The sequence below is a fragment of the Corynebacterium sp. BF-R-2 genome (genome assembly GCF_024586525.1).
Classification (GTDB): domain Bacteria; phylum Actinomycetota; class Actinomycetes; order Mycobacteriales; family Mycobacteriaceae; genus Corynebacterium; species Corynebacterium singulare.
Genome location: NZ_JAMFTP010000017.1, coordinates 16,404 through 33,937 on the forward strand (window position 1 = coordinate 16,404; position 17,534 = coordinate 33,937).

A 17,534-nucleotide genomic window follows, 5' to 3' on the forward strand; every position below is an offset into this window, starting at 1 on the left:
GGACAAGTGCAGAGGTGTGGGGCTTAAACTTTCGAATCCCGAAGATTCTAGGAAGTCAAAGACCTTGGATAATTCAAGTCAGGTGTGGTGGTTTGGGGGTGCTGTGTGGTCATGCGTAAGCAAAAAGTTACGCCTGGAGGGGATTTCACTTGTAAGTGAAAGAGTTGTTATTGGCGGTAAGAAGGAAAGGAGCGCCAATGACCTCCGCTACAGTGATCAACGACCAGGTGATGATCGACGAAGCCACGGTAGAGAGCCTCAAGTCGCTACCTTCCCTCGGTGCCGCGACTTTCAAGGCCGCGGATACAGAAGGGCGTGCGGTCACGCTCCCAATCGATGTGCAGCGACTGATTTCTCAAGTCTTGGCATCTGTTGCGCAGCGTGGAGAAGTTACCATTTCGCGCGTACCCGAAGAACTTACGAGTACGGTCGCTGCGGAAATTTTGGGAGTCTCGCGTCCGACGCTCATGAAGTGGGCAAAAGAGGGAAAGATAGCGACCCACAAGCGCGGAACGCACAACCGTTTTAAGCGTGACGATGTTCTGAAATTGAAACAGCAGCGCACCGAGGAACGGATGCAGGCATTCCGCGAGTGGCGAGAATTCGAAGAAGAAAGCGAACTCTCTTCTGCCGATTACTAACTGGCGATCCTAGTCCTCCGCCACAGTGACCTTGACGTCGATGTTGCCGCGGGTGGCCTTGGAGTAGGGGCAGACCTCGTGGGCGGCGTCGGCAAGCGCCTGTGCTTCGTCCTGCTCCACACCGGGGATGGTGACCTCAAGCTCGGCGCTGATGAAGAAGCCCTCGGAACCGTTATTGAGGGTCACGCGCGCGCCGACGGCGGAGTCGGTGACATCCACGCCCTTGTCCTTGGCCACAGCCTTGAGAGCGGAGTGGTAGCAGGCGGCGTAACCGGCAGCAAAGAGCTGCTCCGGGTTAACACCCTCACCGCTGCCACCCATCTCCTTCGGGGCGGTCATGGTGAAGTCAAGATCGGAGTCCTGAACTACGGCGCGGCCATCGCGGCCGTCCCCAGTGGACAGAGCTTCGGTGGTGTAGACGGCGGTCATGGTGATTCCTTCCTGTCGGGGATATGTGGCCGCCGATTGTACGCCCAAAAGGAGGGATGTTTCAGGCCCCGGCCATGACAAGTTCCTTGAGGGCGTCGAGCGCCTCGCGGGAGGCGGTGCCGTAGCGCTCAGTGAGGAAGTGGTGGGTGGCGTCGGGGTTGTCGAGGGAGACATCGGCGAGATTGAGCAGCTCAGACTCGCCGGCGGGAGTCTTTTCCACGGACCAGAATCCTTCCGGCTTAAGACCCAGCTCGGAGGCGCGCTCCAGCACGCTGAAGGTGTGGGAGGCGAACACGAGCTGCGCACCGTTGACGTTGATGGTGGGTTCGCGGAAGGCCTGGATGATGAAGTCCAGCAGGGCTGGGCGGAGGGAGGAGTCCAGCTCATCGGCCACGAGGATGCCGCCACGGCGCAGCACATCAAGCACGAGCGGTGCGGTGGCCATCCAGTTCTGCGTGCCGCCGGACTCGTCGGTGAGTTTCAGTGAGTAGTGAGTGGCCTCGCCCTTGTGTTCCACGATGATGGCATGCAGCAGGGACTCGATTTCGGCGTCGGAATAGATGAGGAACTCGTCGGGACGCCGGATAGCGCCATCGGTGCTGCTTAATGCGTCGATGACCGGGTGCATCTGCCGGAAGACATGTTCTGCGATGTGGTCCTGGTTGAGGCGCACGGAGTGGATTTCGTTATCGGCCGCGCGCAGCAGTGGCGCCGCCTCGTGCAGGCGTAGTTTGCCCTCCCGGATAAGTTCGATGAACCGAGCGGTGCTGCTCAGCGCGGAATGCGCGTGTGGCAGGTACGCCACGTCATGCACCAGCGCGCGGGCCAGCGGGGCAAGAACGGGGTGCTCATCGCGCAGGCCGACGGAGAGCAGCAGCTCGGTGTCCTCAACGGGGCCAAGCTTGGCGACGTCCCCCTTATCCATAAACGTCCGCGTCCACTGCGTTTCCTCCCCACGGCTGCGTGCAAAGCACGGCGTCCAGCGGTTGGCCGGAACACGGCTGAGCCACTCAGAATGCACACCGGTGTAGCTCCACAGGAAGCCGTAGAGGTAGCGCACGCCGTCGACTTCAAACTCCAGCTCGAAGGTGCTGGGCCGGCGCTGCGTAGTTGGGTCGAGGCGAAATGGTGCGTGGGGAAGTTGGTTGGGCTGGGCGGCCTCGCGCCATGTTGTTGCCGAGGATGACACCGCTCGAAGAGCAAAGTTCAGCGCTTCCAGCACGCTGCTTTTTCCCGACGCCGTTGGCCCCACCAACACGGTTATGGGCTGGCTGACCTGTGCCCAGCCTCCTTCGGGTGGTGTTGAATGCTTCCAGTGCTGGTACAAGGTCAGCGTTTGGGTGGCGCGGATGCTGCGGAAATTCGACACGCTGAAGGAAAGGAGCCTCATGCTCGCCACGCTACAAGCTCGCGCGTTGGCATGCAGGCACACGGCAGTGTGATATCCGCGCAAACAGTTTCTTCCATGAAAATCAGTGGTCAAGATGGGCGCTGAGCTTTTGCTGGTGTCGTCGCGCTTGTGGGACTGGGGATTGCTCGGCGCTTTCGAGGGCTGGGTGAGGCTGAGAGGTGCCGCAGACTAGTGGGGGAGTCATTGCCGCAAATTGCCGTTTGAGGGCCCTGCCGATTAATGTTGCGGGGAGCGGATTCGCTGCTGAGTGTGGCGCGCTGGCTGTAAGCCGGAGTGGACACATGAGTAATGAATACGCGGGGCTATAGCTCAGTCGGTTAGAGCTACGGACTCATAATCCGTTGGTCCCGGGTTCGAGCCCCGGTGGCCCCACATAGAAACCCTAGCTAGGGCCATGTCTAGCTGGGGTCTCTTCTCGTTTTGTCCCTGGCCTGCTGCAATGGCGGCCTAAACGACAAAACGTGTTGTTTTCCGGCGTGTCGAGTTAAACGACAGATTGTGTTGGTGGGGTTGGGGTTTTAGCGTATATGACCTTTGCGTATTCCCATAGAGTGGTTGTAGGCAGTGTCAATGGCGCTGTCGTAGGTTGCTGGTCGGCCGTCCTCATGGCCGCTAGTAGCTTGAGTTTCCTGGTTGGCTAGGGTTTGTGCTTTGGCGAGTGCGTCCTGGCCCCAGTTTTGCTGCCTGGCGATCTCTACAGGGTCGTCGTGAACCTGGGCAGCTAGCACACCAGCACGCCCCTGGCGGTATTTCCGGCCCGAGGCTGGGTTATCCCTCCGGATAAGTGAAATCATCCTAATACCAGCACGCCAGACCGGCTAACTATCCAACCTCACCAACACATCCTGTCGTTTAGGCCGCAATGGCACATGTCCGGTGCGTGCAGTGGCGTGCAGGTAGAAGCGTTCGGGTCCCACTTTAGTCCCACAAAACGCCCACTAGTCCCACGACAATCCCACAAAACACCCCAATCAAGCCCCGCAGGATTCACCCCATGACACCACGCCGTCGCCAATTCGGCTCCATCGAACTTCTCAAATCTGGCCGCTACCGCGCCTACTACAAGGGCCCCGACGGTGCTCGCCACAAAGCACCCCGCACCTACATCTCACCCGACGACGCCGCCACATGGCTACGCACCGAACAACGTCTCATCGAATTCGACGAATGGACTCCACCAGCCACCCGCACCCAATCTCGCGAGGACAAGGCCCGCACCACCGGCCAATGGCTGGACGAATGGCTACAACTACGCTCACACGGGCCCGACACCCTGGAGCCCTCCACCCTTCAGGACTACGAAAAAGACATCCGCCTGCGCATCACCCATGTCGACGGCAAAGCAGCCCGCCTGCGAGATATTCCACTCACCCAGCTCACCAAGCGCGACATCGCCGCATGGTGGGACGAAAACACTAAAACACATGCCGCTAACGCCTGCTACAAAACCTACAAGCGCCTACGCGCCGCACTCAACGCTGCCGTCGACCGCGACATGATCCCCACCAACCCCGCCACAATCAAAGAAGCCACAACACGGCCCAAACCCAAAAAGAAAGAGCTCCCCGCCAAACAGGTCCTGCAGGACATTGTTGACGCCCTCGACCACACCCAGCCCCGCGTCGACGGCAGCCACAAGCTACTGGCCATCCTCACCTTCTTCCACGGCCTGCGGATTGGCGAAGCGCTCGGCCTGCGCCGCGGTGACATCGAGGACCAGGGCGAAACCGTCCTCGTCCACATCCGAGGCAATTGTTACCGCTCCAAAGAAAAGGGCGTGGGCATGGTGCGCAAGGACACCGTCAAGACAGACGCGGGCTATCGCACCGTCCCTATCTTCCCCGCTTTCCATGATGACGTGCGCTGGCACCTCGAGAACCGCGGCGGTAGCAGCAGCGACGCCATGCTGTTTACCATCGGCACGGGCAAAATCGTCACCGATACCTCGTACCGGTCGATTCTCGAGCGGGCGAAGAAACGCGCCGGGCACGTTGATATGACCATTACCCCGCACTACGGCCGCAACTGGGTCATCACCACCCTGGCCGAGGCAGGCATGCCCATCTCCGATATCGGCGAATTCCTGGGTCAGCGAGACCTACGCACCATCACCGAGGTGTACATGCGAGCCACGGATGATCGTAAGGCAGCTGTCCTCGACGCGGTGAACGCCGCGCTGGCAGTCCCTGATGGGGTGGGAGACCTGGACGCGAAGCGGCAAGAGAAAACTGCTTCGACTACGCCTGATAGTTCTAGTCTTGGGTATTCAGATCAATTTGCTGCGGGCGCTCACGGAAGTTCAGTGGATTCCTAATCCGACGCCGGTTGCTAACTTTTTCGACTACGCCAGTGAATTCGACTTTTGTGCCTTCGCTCATGAATCGGTATAATTCGTCGCGAAATTTATCAGACACCTGACGGTGCGTTACCTCAACTGTGCTCGAAAGAGGTGCAGATTCATCATTGGATGAACCTGCACGCGGTACAGCAACAATCGAAATCACTTCGTCAGCAGTTTCGCCCAAGAGCATTCCGCGCACTTCGCCGACAAAATCTCTCTTCTTCTGTGGAGAAGATTTAAAGCGGTCAGCAACTTTATCCACTAAGCCACGGGCTTCGTGAGGAATTTTTACCTCAGTCGGTAGATTGGAGGCTCCAGGAACCTGAGCATGAGATGGTGCCCACGAGAAGCTCGTTTTTGCATCTGTGCCTTCCACCGTGATGAGTTCGCTGACCGCTGTAAGTAGTTCCTTGCTAACGCCTTTGCTAACCATTTCGCGGATAACGTCGTCAGTGACATCCATTCTTGCGGGCGTGATGACATGCTTTTCGATTGCGTGCAGTGCATTAGCTACAGTGCTGGTAAGCTGCCGTGGTTGCGATGGGGCGGCGAGCCCGATTGATCCGTCGGTGTCAGGACTTCCTACGGGCACATAGACGGGCAGGGCATAGGAGCCAACTTCTGTCATTCCAGCAATAGCGTTGGAGAAAGTTGTTTCATCGAGTTCATTGAAGTTGCTTCCAATAACTTGGGTAGTGGAGCGGCTAGTGCGTGCGGCTGCCCGAAATATTTTCCCTGTCCCTCCAAACAGGTGGGAGACGATTCGCAATTCAGCTCCAGGCTTTCCGGCTGAATAATTAAGCGGTACATCGGCAATGAAACGAGAAACGTCAACCATGTAGGTAGCTAGCGTGTCCAGTAACGTGGATTGATTGACGCCGTTCCAACGAGCTAAACGCTTTGAGATGGACTCAATTGAAAAATCATCAAGCGGGCCAAAGGGGATACCTATTTCCGCCCCTTCAATTGTTGTGGATTTCCAGAGTTCGCCACCGACTCCTGAGGATGTTACTGCCCAGTCGTGAAGTTTCATCCACTCTACGATTGACTCCCGTTCAATTTGTGGTCGGCTGTTGTGCGTGTCGGAATGTGGGCTCATGCTGCTACACCTCCTTCCTGCCGTAGTTCTCTAGTAGTATTTCATGCCAATGGTTAAGCGTCGTGTCGTCTATTCGGTTTGATTGGTTGAATAATACGGTTTTTCCTTTTTCGCTGTTTGCGACGTGCTCTTGAGCTATATCGTCGACCCGAAGCCAGTAAGCTCGACCACGAACTAGGTAATTGTCTTCGTTTATCTCAAAGAATGGCGTGTGGGCTCTCTTATCGTCGAGTGGGGAGTTGACGGTTAGGACAACCAGCATTGTCGGTAAAAGGTTTTGGCTCCATTTTTTGAGCCACTTTGGTTCTAGATAGTAGCTGAAGGAATCGTTCCAGTATTTCTCTTCGGCTGTGGTTTTGAGCTGTATTCGTAAGTCTGCTTCTGCGAATTCTACGGATCCGTCAATGGCGATGAAGTCTTTATCACGTTTGGAAAAGTTTACTCCGTGGTTTGCCGCGAGTTGCGTCATGTAGGCGACGCTTAAGTCTTCCTTAGCTGCCGATGGCGGGTTGGTGGTTAGGAGCATTAAAACCTACGGAGATAGAGGTGTAGTTTCGTTGAGAACGATACCCTGTATCGGTGAGTTGTGTGCAGGAACACGAATATTTTAATGCTTAGGCTTTAATTATCCGCCTTACACGGCAAGGGAATGGGGCCAAGAAATGTCGAATGCTACTCACTGAAACTGGAGGTATTGCCGTTGGCGAGCGCCGCGGGCGGTCATGCTTTATCCTGTTGTCGGGCCCACAATCCCCCGGTTGGGCCCAGGACGCCTTCGCGTTTCGAGCTCAGCTCCGCGAAGGCATACCTACGTTCTAGTCTGTGACCACCCCGCTATCCCGGGCATCATCTATAGTGAACTCTTCGTACTCGCGCCAGAAGTCTTCACGCTTCTTTTGGCGTTCCCAGAGCCAGCCGGTGCACATATTGGTGGTTTGCGGGGTGTTTGTCCGCTCGATTATGTCCCCAACGGTCTTATTGTGACCTTTTATCTGTAGCTCGGTTGACCAGTGGATTGCCTCGTCACGCTCCTCGTCGGGTATGTCTCCCGCGCTAAGTTCAACAAAGATAGACGTCCCTTCTATCGCTGCATCTATCCGGCCATAAGCGTCGCACTTGTACGCCTCCCAGGTTTCGCGTTTAGTTTCCTCGTTTGCGAAGCCGTCCGCCCGGCTAGTGAGTAGGAGTATTGCGAGTGCTGCAATGATGACGCCGAGGGCTACGAGGAGCCAGAACCACCAACGCCTATAAAAGGGCCTCTTTGGGGGCTTGGCGGGGATTTGCTGCGAGTGATATGGAGAGCTTGGCGAAGTCATGCTGCTTGCCTTTCATAGAGAGATTTCCAGATTGTGGTGAGGTGGATGGTGATGCCGAGCTCGTGGGCTATTGCCGCGGGGTGCGGGCCGTGGAGGCGCTCAGCAAGTGCGTAATCGACGGGGGAGATGAGAAGCCTTGCGGCGAACTCGTCGGCCTGGCGCTCCTACGCCCCATAGTGTCCGGGCGGGTGACTGTAGTGTGCGTGGTCTAGGGAGCATAGGGTGGTGACGTCATCCATCCCGACACGCAGCGTGATGGTGCGTTTGTGGGGCACCCATGCTGCTTTTGGCCCGCCGTGGTGCCACCGGATTCGGTAGCCCCGGGCCTGCGCCACATCAATCAGGGCGTCAACGTTAATCAATCAAATCTTCACCTCGTTTCTCGCGCTCAGCCTGCTCGTCGGGGGATGAGTCAGCGACGTGCGGGATGCTTTCATCCCACCGTCAATGACGGTGCCGTCATCCTCGTCATCATGCATTGAAGCAGATGCGTCGGACACGGGGGTGGGATGCGGGGTGGCCCCACTTTCAGGCGCGCTGTGGAGCGCACAGGCAACGCTGGTGGGCGTGGTGAACCTCAATGCGAGAATCTGTGGATAAGCAGTTACCATAACCCACATGAGTGTTGAGATGGACCCGTTAATCGAGTCGCTGTATTACTGGTCCGACATCATCGGAGTCCTTCTCATGGGCATGATCGGCGGCACCATTGCCCGCCAGCGCGGCTACGACATCGTGGGTTTCTTCTTCATCGCGATGTTCTCCTCCCTGGGCGGAGGCATGATCCGTGACGTGCTCATCAACCGCGGCACCGTGGCGGCGATGAGTCAGCCGGAGTACCTTTACTTGGCCTTTACAGGCGCAATCATCGCGCGCTTTGTCTATTTCAAGGGCAAGACCTGGGATTATGTGCAATCCCATGGTGATGCGGTGGTGTCGGCACTGTGGGCGTCGACAGGCGCGCTCAAGGCCATTGCCTACGGCCTGCCCTTTATTCCCTGCATCATGATGGGTGTGTTCACAGCGACTGGCGGCTCCATGATTCGTGACATTGCGATGGGCCGTGAACCGGCAGTCTTTGGTGACAACACACCGACTGTTATCCCCGCAGTGGCGTGTGCACTGGTGGTGCTGGGGGCGGATGCCACCGGGTTCTTGGCCTACGGTGTCATCTTGGGCCCAATCGTGTCCTTTGTGCTGACCATGCTGGGCATCTGGGTAGGCTGGCGCATTCCTGCCCGTCAAGAGTGGGCGCCGGTTAATGACACTGCTGCGTATGTCATGGTGATGGCGCGCAAGGCGGAGAACAAGGGCCGCGCTGTGGGCCGTCGTCTGGAGCCGACCAAGCTCCGTGCGTGGCGGCATAACCAGATGGAGAAAGCACTGCAGCGACGTATTGAACGTGAGGTGCGCGCGGGTAAGCGCCGAGCAGACGCGACTATCGACGCCTCAGAGTTCCTCGATTCCTTCAATGAGGAAGTCGCCGAGATGTCTGCAGAGATGGCGGCAGCTTCTTCTGACGCCCACTCTGATTTCGGTGTAGACCTTAGCGGTGATTCCTACGATGCCCAGAACAGCGAAGGGCCTTCGCCGCGCGAACTTCTGGACCGAATCTTGGCCGATGAGAAGCTTACAGATGAGCTGGTTGAGAAACTTATGCATCGCTACGAGAACCGAGATAATTAAAACCTGAAAAATAGGTTAAAATGGGTGCGGAAGAAAGGAGTCAAGGGTGCGATCTGTCCGGTCCGGTCTCAGCGTAGTGTTAGCTCTGGCCGTGACGTGCGTCGGCGCGACGGCCGTTACAGGCTGCGCGGATGAGTCCGCACACGTCGACACTTCAGGACTAGACCTTATTACGACCGATATCTCCGAACCCCAAAATTCCCTCATCCCGGCAGACTCCAATGACGTTCCGGGTCAGACCATCATCAACTTGGTGTACTCCGGCCTGATGTATTTGGACAAGGACGGCAACCCGCACTATGACATGGCGGAGTCCGTCACCCAAGTCAACGACACGATCTATGACGTGGTCATCCGGGATGACGCAGTGTTTTCCGATGGCTCGGAGGTTGACGCCCGAGACTTCGTTGATACGTGGAATACGGCTGTACGCCAGTCATTGCAGTCGGCCTATAATTTCGAGCCCATCCTGGGGTTCCACGAGGGGCAGCAAACCATGCGCGGCTTGAGCGTGACGGGGAAGAAGTCCTTCCGCATTGAGCTCTCTCGCCCCACCGCGGGTTTCCTCGAGCGCTTGGGCTACTCCGTCTTCTTCCCCATGCGCTCTGAGGATCAAAATCAGCTGACAGAGCGCGGCACGGATCCCATCGGCAACGGGCCCTACATGTTGGTCTCGTGGGAACGCGAAGAAGCTCTCACAATCGTGCCGAATCCTCGCTATGAGGGGCCGCGTACCCCGCAGAACGAGGGAATCAAGTTTGTAATCTATCCCTCCGAGGATCACGCTTACAAGGACTTGGTGGCAGGGAATCTGGACGTGCTTGTCCAGATCCCTGATTCCAAGCTGGCCACCTTCGAAGATGAGTTGGGTTCCCAGGCAGTAAGCAAGCCGGTGGGGTCCATGATGGAAATCACCATCCCGGCTAATGCCTCGAACTTCCGCGGCGAGGCAGGCCGTCTGCGCCGACGCGCCCTGTCTATGGCAGTGGACCGTGAGAAGCTGGCCCGCGAGGTCTTCTACGACACCGTAATCCCGGCCAATGGCTTCGTCGCACCACTTCATGGCACGATGCCACCCGCACCCACCGACGCCGAGGCGCTGACCTACCAGCCGGAAAAGGCCCGCGAACTCTGGGAGAAGGCAGAGAAAATGGATCCCTTTGAAGGGACCTTCAGCATTGCCTATAACCTGGATGGCAGCCACCAGAAGTGGGTCGAAGCTGTAGCTCAACAGATGACGGATACCCTCGGCGTGCCCTGTGAAGGTCGTCCCTTGGAAACATTCAAGGATATGCGCCAAGAAGTCACTGCGCGCCACATCACGGGAGCCTTCCGCACCGTGTGGCAGGCAGAATACCCGGATGAATCTTCCTTCCTCGCACCACTGTTTGCGTCGTACTCGGCGGCAAATGAGTCCGGATTTAGCAACGGCGAATTCGATGATCTGCTAAAGAAAGCCGGCAAGGCCGCTACCAAGGCTGAGGCCCACGAGTACTACGCGCAGGCCCAGGATCTTCTGGTGGACGCTATGCCGGCGATTCCGCTGTGGACCTCAAAGGCACTTGGGGCCTATGGCAAGGACATTGCTCCTGCTAGCTACACGTGGAAGCCCACGCCGAACTATTATCTCATTCACCGCACGTAGTCGCTTCTTCTTCCAAGGCTTCTGGCAGGCTGCGCGGCTAGAGTTAGTGAAATGCTGAGGTACTACTTTTTCACCTTCTGGCAGGCCTTCATCGATCATGGTCTGCCGCTACTGGGCATGCTGCTCACCGTGCTTCTTATCCCCCGCGTGGGACGGCTGGCAGTGCGGGTTATCGAATCCCGCTTGGATGAGAATGAGGAATCAACCAAGGCGCGCTTAGCCTTGGCAGGCGCTCTGGTCTACGTTGCCCAAGCCGTGGCGTATTTTCTTCTCGTCGTGGCTGCACTCGCCAACCTGGGCGTACCTGCACTCGGTGCGGCCATCCCCGCAACCGTGGTCTCAGCCGCGGTCGGTTTCGGTGCGCAGAAAATCATCGGTGATTTCCTTGCCGGCTTCTTCATTCTCTCGGAGAAGCAGTTCGGCGTCGGAGATTATGTGAGCTTCGATGGCGTGACGGGCGTGGAGGGAACCGTTGTGTCCTTGACTTTGCGAACGACGACGGTGCGCACTCCCACCGGCGAGGTGGTTATGGTGCCCAACGGTTCAGCAGGCGTGGTAACAAACTATTCCCAGGAGTGGTCCCGTGCGGTGGTGGACATCGCCATCCCGGTCCATGAGGGAGACAGCCTTCCTGACATTACGGCTCGAGTGGAAAAGATTTCGGAGCACGCCATCCGCACACCGGATATTCGTGATGACGTGGATGGTGAACTCGATGTGCTTCCCGCTACCGGAATTGTGGCGCCGACCGTTGCCGGTCAACCCTGGCAGGTGAAGTACCGTGTCCTCGTGCGGGTCAACCCTGCCCGCCAGTGGGCAGTTGAACGTGCGATCCGCTCGGCGCTGCTCGCGTCCTTCTGGGATCTGTACAAGCTCCCCCACCCAGAGGCCATTCCGGATGAGTTCCCCTTGGATCGCACGGCGACAAACTCCGCGAGCACATCGACGGGCAGTGATGCCCACGCTGAGGCGTCGATGACTAGCTCTGTGCCGACCACGAACCAGCATGCCGCTGCTGAACGTGAGGATTCGGGGGAGGCATCGCAGGCGGTAGCGGGGGCTGTAGCGAATACGGACATGAGCACTGACAATGGGCCAGGCCGCCCAGCTTATTCGGGGCGCGACAAGGAAGACGAGCCGGATGAGCACACTCGCGGAATTTGGCGCGCAGATCACCCAAAGAACAAGTGGGACTATTTCTGGACCATAGGCGGACGAGTACGCGCGTCCACGACCGGCCTATGTGCCGGGCTTGCTGTTGTTGGCGCATTGCTGCTCGCGTCAGCAAACCCGGATGGCGTGGATGCGGGCTGGCTGTCGCCCTCGCGGTGGATGAATGAAATTGCCACCGCGGCTGAGTCCTCGGAGCAGCAGACCGCGCCTGAAACAGCCCCACGCGAGGCCTCGCAGGACGACGCACCAGCAGCGGAGCCCACTGCGAGTGACAGGGAAGAAGGCACAGAAAACGGTGCAAAATCCTCCCCACGCAACGAGTCGTCTGTGGCTCCACGACCAGAGGAGGCGCACGACGGTGACACAGCAGCCACACCTGCGGTTACTGAAGGAGATGACGGGTCACGCACGGGCGATGTGACGGATACCGTGGAATCGATTTCCCCAGACACCGCCGCGTCCACCGACACCGTCGAGTCAGCCCCTGCGAACTAAGCGGGGAACTCCCTAGGTGAACGCGGCTCTGTGAGAGACGCTCGGGAGAGCACATGAGAAATATGAGTGATAGGGATGCAACGCGGTGAAGCGCTACATTGTGTTTATCGCTACTCGTGGCGCATTCGTTAACGCCAGCGAGGACTATGACACGAAACCAACGCCTGGTTTGAATGTCATCGAGACCGCCTCGTGAACCGGGGAACCGGGTTTAAGCAGGTCCTCCACTCGCAGCCAGTGCATCTGTGCCTCCTCGCGGGTGATGGTGACAAAGCTGTAGCCGTGGCTGTCCAAGTCCACGTGATAGCAGTGCGGGTTCGCTGCGCGGAGGAGCTGCTGTGCGGTCTGTGAGACGGTGTTTCCCTGTCGCAGGTTGAGTGCCTCATTGATATTGGGCGCCGAGACGGACGCACAGACCATTTCGGCCCCCACAACTCGGCTGCCTGTAGTGATGGCGTGGGCCCATTCGGTGTGAATGTCACCGGTGAGAAAAAGGGTGTGGGTGGGGAGGGCGTCGATAAGCGCACGGCGTTCGGCGGAGTACCCATCCCACTGGTCACCGTTGATGGGGATACTGGTGATGTTGTCCGTCAGTGCCGCAGCCACCTGCGCCGTCATGGAGTTCTCCTGTAGAGATATGAGATTGAGTGGGGCGAACATGACGGAATTGCCCAGCACTTTCCACGTGGCCTGCGAGGTCTCAATCTTGCCCAACAGCCACTCGTACTGCTCCGAGCCCAGCATTGAGCGGCCCTCTTGGGCGAAAGCCACGGGATTCCAGGACACCTGCTCATCGCGGTAGGTGCGCAGGTCCATCATGGTCAGCTCTACCAAGTCACCGAAGGTGAGGGAACGGTAGAGATGCCCAGCCTCGGATGGCGCGGTGGCGCGCACAGGCATCCACTCGAAGTAGGCGCGCATTGCCGCTGACTGTCGCGCGGCCCAGCTGCCTTCCGTGGCGGGGCTGTGGTTCTCAGCGCCACCGGCCCAGTTATCGTTAGCTATCTCGTGGTCATCCCACACCACGACCCACGGCAGCGCTGCATGGGCTTCCTGCAAGTCCGGGTCGGTACGGTAGCGTCCGTAGCGCGTGCGGTAATCCGCCAGCGTTGTAATCTCGTGTGCTGGGTGGTGCAGGCGAACCGGCCCGAAACCGGAGTAGGCGCCGGAGCGATACTCGTAGATGTAATCACCCAAAAAGACCATGTAGTCCAGCTGCCCACCGCGGGCTCGCTGTGCGATGTCCCGGTAGGCGCTGAAGAAACCGGACTCCCAATTGGCACACGAGGCCACGCCAAAGGTGAGCTTGTCCGGGGAGGCATTCGCGGCGGGTGCGGTCTTGGTGCGTCCAATAGGGGAGGAGGCACCGTCTACGAGGAAGCGGTAAAAATACACCGTGTCCGGCTCGAGGCCGTGCGGGTCCACATGGACGGTGTGGTCATGGTCCGCGGTGGCTTGGGCGTGGCCACGCTTGACGACGTCCCCCATCCCCTCATCCCGGGCCACTTCCCATTCCACGGTGACTGCTGGGCCCACGCCGCTGCCAGGAAGGGCCTCCTCCGTGGGTGTTACGCGCGTCCATAAAATGACCGAATCCGGAATCGGATCTCCCGAGGCCACTCCGTGCACGAAGGGGAGCTGTCCCTCCGGCGGCTCGACCAAGCCGAGGGAGGCGGAAGCGTTCGGATCTGCTGCGGAGGCGGAGGATGCGGCGAGTGAAGCGGCCGTGGCGGTGGCCAGGCCGGTGGCGTGCAGGAGGCGGCGACGAGAGAAGGAACGGCGCATGTTTCAAAGGTTTCTCCCCTGAAGCGTCTCCGCAACTTGGGGCGCGAGAATTCGCTCGCTGGTTAAACGCCGTTTCCCGGAGCGTTACGTGAGCTTTACCCCCGGGGTAGTGAGATTTCCTCGGCGGCGGTGTTACGGGATATAACAAGTACTTATGACAAAGTTCTCTCGCGCGGTTCTCGCCGCTTCTGTTTCTGTTTCACTGTCTCTTTTCGCCGTGGTCCCTGCTCATGCAGAGACTGGTGCTGTCGACGCGGAGGTTGTCGCTCCGGCCTCTACTGTCCCTGAGTCCGATGCTGACCCAACCTCTACCTCGAGCTTCGAGTCCCCCGCTAAGGACGACGCATCTGATGCTGAGGAGCAGCAGTCTTCTCAGGGGGAGAAGATCGCCCTCGGCGTGGGCATTGCTGCGGCAGTACTCGCAGCCGCCGCCGGAGGCGTGTTCTGGGCGGTTCAGCAGGGCATTATCCCGAATCCGCTTCCCGGCGTAATTCCCTCTCCACAGGCTCCTGCTCCCGCTCCCGCCCCAGCGCCCGCACCAGCCCCAGCCCCTGCGCCGGCACCGAAGCCTGAACCGGCTCCTGCCCCTGCGCCCGCACCAGCCCCGGCACCCGCTCCAAAGCCTGCTCCCGCACCGGCGCCTGCTCCGCAGCCAGCACCGGCTTACTATGGTCGTTGCCTCGATGTGTGGAATGCACTCGGTCGTCCGATTTACCCGAGCGATCCGGGCTTCCGCTCGAAGTTTGACAGGGATGGTGATGGCGTAGGCTGCGAGAGGGATCCTCGTTAAGCTAGAGCGCATGAGCGCTTTTTCTTCCATTGAATCGTGGCCCGTCGACACCGTTGCCGGTGCATTGCTGCACCGCGGCGACGTGGTGGAGCAGGTGGGTGATGCCACACGCCGCTTCCCAGTAGCGTCGGTGACCAAGCTTGTGGCTGCCTATGGGGTGATGGTGGCCGTGGAAGAAGGCGCGGTGGAGCTGGATCAGCCCGCTGGCCCGGAAGGCTCCACGCTGCGCCACCTGCTCGCGCATGCTTCGGGCGTGGGCTTCGATTCGCGTGAACTTCAGAAGCCGGTGGGAAAGCGGCGCATTTACTCTTCGGCGGGCTATGAGTGGGCCGCTGAGGTGGTGGAGAAGGCCACCGACTTTTCTTTCCCTGACTACCTTGCGGAGGGAGTGTGCGCCCCGCTGGGAATGAGCGCGACCACCCTCGAAGGTTCGGCGGGCCACGGTGTGGTTTCCACCGTTAATGATCTCGCGGTCTTTGCCCGTGAGGTGCAGTCCCCGCAGCTGCTTGCTCCCTCCACTGTCGACGAGATGCGCAGCGTACAGTTCCCCGGACTGCGCGGCATCGTGCCAGGCTATGGCAGCTTTAAGGACTGCACGTGGGGACTGGGCTTTGAGATCCATGGGGAGAAGGAACAGTGGATGGGTGGCCTGCCAACTGACGCCGTGGGGCACTTCGGCATGAGTGGCACTTACCTTTGGGTTGCCGGTGACTGGGCCATGGTGGCGCTGACTGACCGTGATTTTGGGGACTGGTGCAAGCCGCTGTGGGCGGAGGCTAACACGGCGATCTGGGAGGAGTGCCAGGCGCAGTAGCTATGCCGTGCCGTGGCCGACTGAGGGCGCAACGGGGGTAGTGGGGTGCCTGTGGCGGCGGCACGTGGCTGGTGCATATGAACACTAGTGTTGCGAAAGTGATTCGTGTGGCGGATTTCGGGGGAGAAGTCTCAAGGTGAGATTGAGACAGCGGGGGCTTAAGTGCAGGTTGAGGGTTGTTGAGGCTTAAGTGGCGGAGGAAAATTGTGAGCAACTCAGACGCACCGAAGCCACGTGCGGCTTGGCCCAAGGTTGAGCTCAGCGTGTGGCGTGATGAAGGCAAGTTCGTAGGGGAAGACGAAGCTCGTCTTGCGTCGGCGCAGGCCGGCGTGCCATCACACGGACGTCAAAGGAGACAAAGGAGTGAATCTACGCGTTCACCCGCAGCACGCCGACGCATCTGCGCCGGCCACGTCAGCGAGCCCTGTCGTTAGCCCCGCAGAAAGCTGGCCCAACCGCGCCTGCGGTGAAGTCGGCACAGCGGTCCTGCAGATTTCGGGCATGCCCCGCGGCCTGCGCCCGGCTATCGAGCGTGCCATGGCGCGCTGCATCCGCAGCGAGAGCGAATTCATCGTGCCGGGCGATGACCCACTCACCGCGCAGTGGTGTACCCGTTGGCGCCGTGATGCCGACTGGGACCCGGTGAGTGGAATGACGCTCGGCGGTGGCCCCAGCGTGGGCATCGGCTGCCGCCAGGTCCTTACCGGCACGCCCAGCGAGCTGGAAGCCCTAGGCCGCGCAGTAGAGATGCTGGCAGGGGAGTACGGCTTTAAAGGTGCAGTCCAGCGCGCGCTCTAGGCTCGTTTCACAGCCCTAGTCCTGAAAAGGATCGAGGATGTGCTCCGAGAGGTCCGCCACGGAATCGATGATGCGCGTCGGGCGGTACGGGTAGCGCTCAATCTCGCGGTCATCACTGATGCCAGAGCGCACGAGGATACTGCGCATGCCTGCCTCAAGGCCTGACTTGACGTCAGTATCCATCCGGTCACCAATCATCACGGTGTTCTCCGAGTGCGCGCCAATGTTGTTCAGAGCGCTGCGCATCATGACCGGGTTGGGCTTGCCCACATAGTAGGGCTCGCGGTTGGTCGCCGCTGTGATGAGCGCGGCCACGGCACCCGTAGCCGGCAGCACTCCCTGCGGTGCGGGGCCAGTGACGTCGGGGTTCGTGGCAATGAAGCGAGCGCCATTGCGGATGAGGTTGATGGCCGTCGTGATGGCCTCAAAGGAGTAGGTGCGCGTCTCACCCAACACCACGAAGTCTGCCTCCGTTTCATTGAGAATCCAGCCTGCTTCGTGCAGCGCGGTGGTCAAGCCCGACTCGCCCACCACATAGGCGGTAGACAGGCCCGCCTGGTTCGAGAGGAAAGCCGCGGTGGCCGTGGCCGAGGTCCAAATACGCTCTGCCGGGATGTCCAAGCCAGTGTTCTTAAGGCGGGCGGAAAGATCCCGCGGGGTCGACATTGAGTTGTTAGTCAGCACCATGTACTCGATGTCATTATCCTTCAGCGCCTGGATGAACTTATCCGCGCCGGGAATCATATCTCCTTCCTTGATGAGCACGCCGTCCATGTCGGAGAGATAAGAAATCACGAGTGTTCCTCCAAATAATTAGCAAGTTCGCCCACCGTCTTCACGGAGAGCATTGTTTCTTCAGTCAGCCGCACCCCGCAGGCTTCCTCAAGGCGAATGGCCAGCTCAATGCGCTCAAGCGACTCCACCCCAAGGTCTTCCAAGAGGGCGTCGCGCTCCAAGCCCTCCTCAATTCCCGTGACTTTCGTGATAAGGCGGGTGAGCTCACCATAGGTATCGCCAGCGGAAGCAGAATCGGTGTCCTCGGCCGGCTCGGAGCCAAAGCGGGCGGCCAGTTGTGCGGAAAGGTCGTTAGCCATATGTATCAGTCTAGTAT

The 17,534-nt window shown here is 59.3% G+C and carries 16 protein-coding genes, 1 tRNA gene and 1 pseudogene; 9 read left to right on the forward strand and 9 right to left on the reverse strand.

Annotated elements, in window-relative coordinates; translation table 11 throughout:
- Positions 1 to 197: 197 nt before the first annotated feature.
- The gene (locus tag M5J09_RS12115) at positions 198 to 641 is read left to right on the forward strand and encodes a helix-turn-helix domain-containing protein (RefSeq protein WP_257158037.1); all 444 of its coding nucleotides are present in this window, start codon (positions 198 to 200) and stop codon (positions 639 to 641) included.
- Positions 642 to 650: 9 nt separating this feature from the next.
- Here the strand turns inward: M5J09_RS12115 and M5J09_RS12120 are convergent, their stop codons facing one another.
- Both M5J09_RS12120 and M5J09_RS12125 read right to left on the reverse strand, forming a co-directional pair.
- Positions 651 to 1,070 carry an organic hydroperoxide resistance protein gene (locus tag M5J09_RS12120; RefSeq protein WP_257158038.1) on the reverse strand — a complete coding sequence of 140 codons (420 nt, stop codon included), beginning with the start codon at positions 1,068 to 1,070 and terminating at the stop codon, positions 651 to 653.
- Positions 1,071 to 1,131: 61 nt separating this feature from the next.
- Entirely contained in the window at positions 1,132 to 2,460 is a 1,329-nt protein-coding gene (locus M5J09_RS12125; protein WP_257158039.1) for an ATP/GTP-binding protein, read from the reverse strand.
- 319 nt (positions 2,461 to 2,779) lie between these two features.
- On the opposite strand from M5J09_RS12125, the gene M5J09_RS12130 reads away from it, so the two are divergent.
- A tRNA-Ile gene (locus M5J09_RS12130) sits at positions 2,780 to 2,853 on the forward strand.
- A 146-nt stretch (positions 2,854 to 2,999) separates the two neighbouring features.
- Here the strand turns inward: M5J09_RS12130 and M5J09_RS12135 are convergent.
- Positions 3,000 to 3,191: pseudogene (locus M5J09_RS12135) on the reverse strand (transposase); the annotation flags it as partial.
- A gap of 284 nt (positions 3,192 to 3,475) precedes the next feature.
- On the opposite strand from M5J09_RS12135, the gene M5J09_RS12140 reads away from it, so the two are divergent.
- On the forward strand, positions 3,476 to 4,795 hold the full coding sequence (locus tag M5J09_RS12140; RefSeq protein ID WP_257158040.1) for a site-specific integrase: 1,320 nt from the start codon (positions 3,476 to 3,478) through the stop codon (positions 4,793 to 4,795).
- On the opposite strand, the gene M5J09_RS12145 is transcribed toward M5J09_RS12140, so the two are convergent.
- The 3 genes from M5J09_RS12145 to M5J09_RS12155 form a co-directional block, all read right to left on the reverse strand.
- Positions 4,734 to 5,921, reverse strand: a complete 1,188-nt coding sequence (locus tag M5J09_RS12145; protein ID WP_257158041.1) for a hypothetical protein — start codon at positions 5,919 to 5,921, stop codon at positions 4,734 to 4,736. The two genes, M5J09_RS12140 and M5J09_RS12145, sit on opposite strands and share 62 nt — an antisense overlap.
- 4 nt (positions 5,922 to 5,925) lie before the next feature.
- Complete coding sequence (locus M5J09_RS12150; protein WP_257158042.1) at positions 5,926 to 6,447, reverse strand: DUF4365 domain-containing protein; 522 nt, start codon at positions 6,445 to 6,447, stop codon at positions 5,926 to 5,928.
- A gap of 289 nt (positions 6,448 to 6,736) precedes the next feature.
- Entirely contained in the window at positions 6,737 to 7,237 is a 501-nt protein-coding gene (locus M5J09_RS12155) for a hypothetical protein (protein WP_257158043.1), read from the reverse strand.
- Positions 7,238 to 7,855: 618 nt separating this feature from the next.
- Here M5J09_RS12155 and M5J09_RS12160 point away from each other — a divergent pair.
- Genes M5J09_RS12160 through M5J09_RS12170 form a run of 3 tightly spaced genes read left to right on the forward strand, consistent with a single transcriptional unit; the run spans position 7,856 to position 12,236 of the window.
- Positions 7,856 to 8,923, forward strand: a complete 1,068-nt coding sequence (locus M5J09_RS12160; protein ID WP_042533360.1) for a trimeric intracellular cation channel family protein — start codon at positions 7,856 to 7,858, stop codon at positions 8,921 to 8,923.
- Positions 8,924 to 8,969: 46 nt separating this feature from the next.
- Positions 8,970 to 10,568, forward strand: coding sequence for an ABC transporter substrate-binding protein (locus M5J09_RS12165; protein ID WP_257158044.1), 1,599 nt, complete (start codon positions 8,970 to 8,972; stop codon positions 10,566 to 10,568).
- 51 nt (positions 10,569 to 10,619) lie between these two features.
- Complete coding sequence (locus M5J09_RS12170) at positions 10,620 to 12,236, forward strand: mechanosensitive ion channel family protein (protein WP_257158045.1); 1,617 nt, start codon at positions 10,620 to 10,622, stop codon at positions 12,234 to 12,236.
- A 144-nt stretch (positions 12,237 to 12,380) separates the two neighbouring features.
- On the opposite strand, the gene M5J09_RS12175 is transcribed toward M5J09_RS12170, so the two are convergent.
- Entirely contained in the window at positions 12,381 to 14,021 is a 1,641-nt protein-coding gene (locus tag M5J09_RS12175; RefSeq protein ID WP_257158046.1) for an alkaline phosphatase, read from the reverse strand.
- A 154-nt stretch (positions 14,022 to 14,175) separates the two neighbouring features.
- Between M5J09_RS12175 and M5J09_RS12180 the strand changes: the two genes are divergently transcribed.
- The 3 genes from M5J09_RS12180 to M5J09_RS12190 all read left to right on the forward strand — a co-directional run bounded on the left by M5J09_RS12180 (position 14,176) and on the right by M5J09_RS12190 (position 16,423).
- Positions 14,176 to 14,811, forward strand: coding sequence for an excalibur calcium-binding domain-containing protein (locus M5J09_RS12180; RefSeq protein WP_257158047.1), 636 nt, complete (start codon positions 14,176 to 14,178; stop codon positions 14,809 to 14,811).
- A gap of 10 nt (positions 14,812 to 14,821) precedes the next feature.
- Positions 14,822 to 15,625: a serine hydrolase gene (locus M5J09_RS12185; protein WP_257158048.1), complete on the forward strand. Its 804-nt coding sequence runs from the start codon at positions 14,822 to 14,824 to the stop codon at positions 15,623 to 15,625.
- Between the two features lie 363 nt (positions 15,626 to 15,988).
- A complete protein-coding gene (locus M5J09_RS12190; protein ID WP_257158049.1) occupies positions 15,989 to 16,423 on the forward strand; it encodes a hypothetical protein in 435 nt (144 codons plus the stop codon).
- Between the two features lie 15 nt (positions 16,424 to 16,438).
- Here the strand turns inward: M5J09_RS12190 and M5J09_RS12195 are convergent, their stop codons facing one another.
- Together M5J09_RS12195 and M5J09_RS12200 are read right to left on the reverse strand one after the other, a co-directional pair.
- Positions 16,439 to 17,218, reverse strand: a complete 780-nt coding sequence (locus M5J09_RS12195; protein WP_257158050.1) for an HAD-IIA family hydrolase — start codon at positions 17,216 to 17,218, stop codon at positions 16,439 to 16,441.
- Complete coding sequence (locus M5J09_RS12200; RefSeq protein ID WP_257158051.1) at positions 17,215 to 17,517, reverse strand: acyl carrier protein; 303 nt, start codon at positions 17,515 to 17,517, stop codon at positions 17,215 to 17,217. Before M5J09_RS12200 ends, M5J09_RS12195 begins: the two co-directional genes overlap by 4 nt.
- Positions 17,518 to 17,534: the final 17 nt, after the last annotated feature.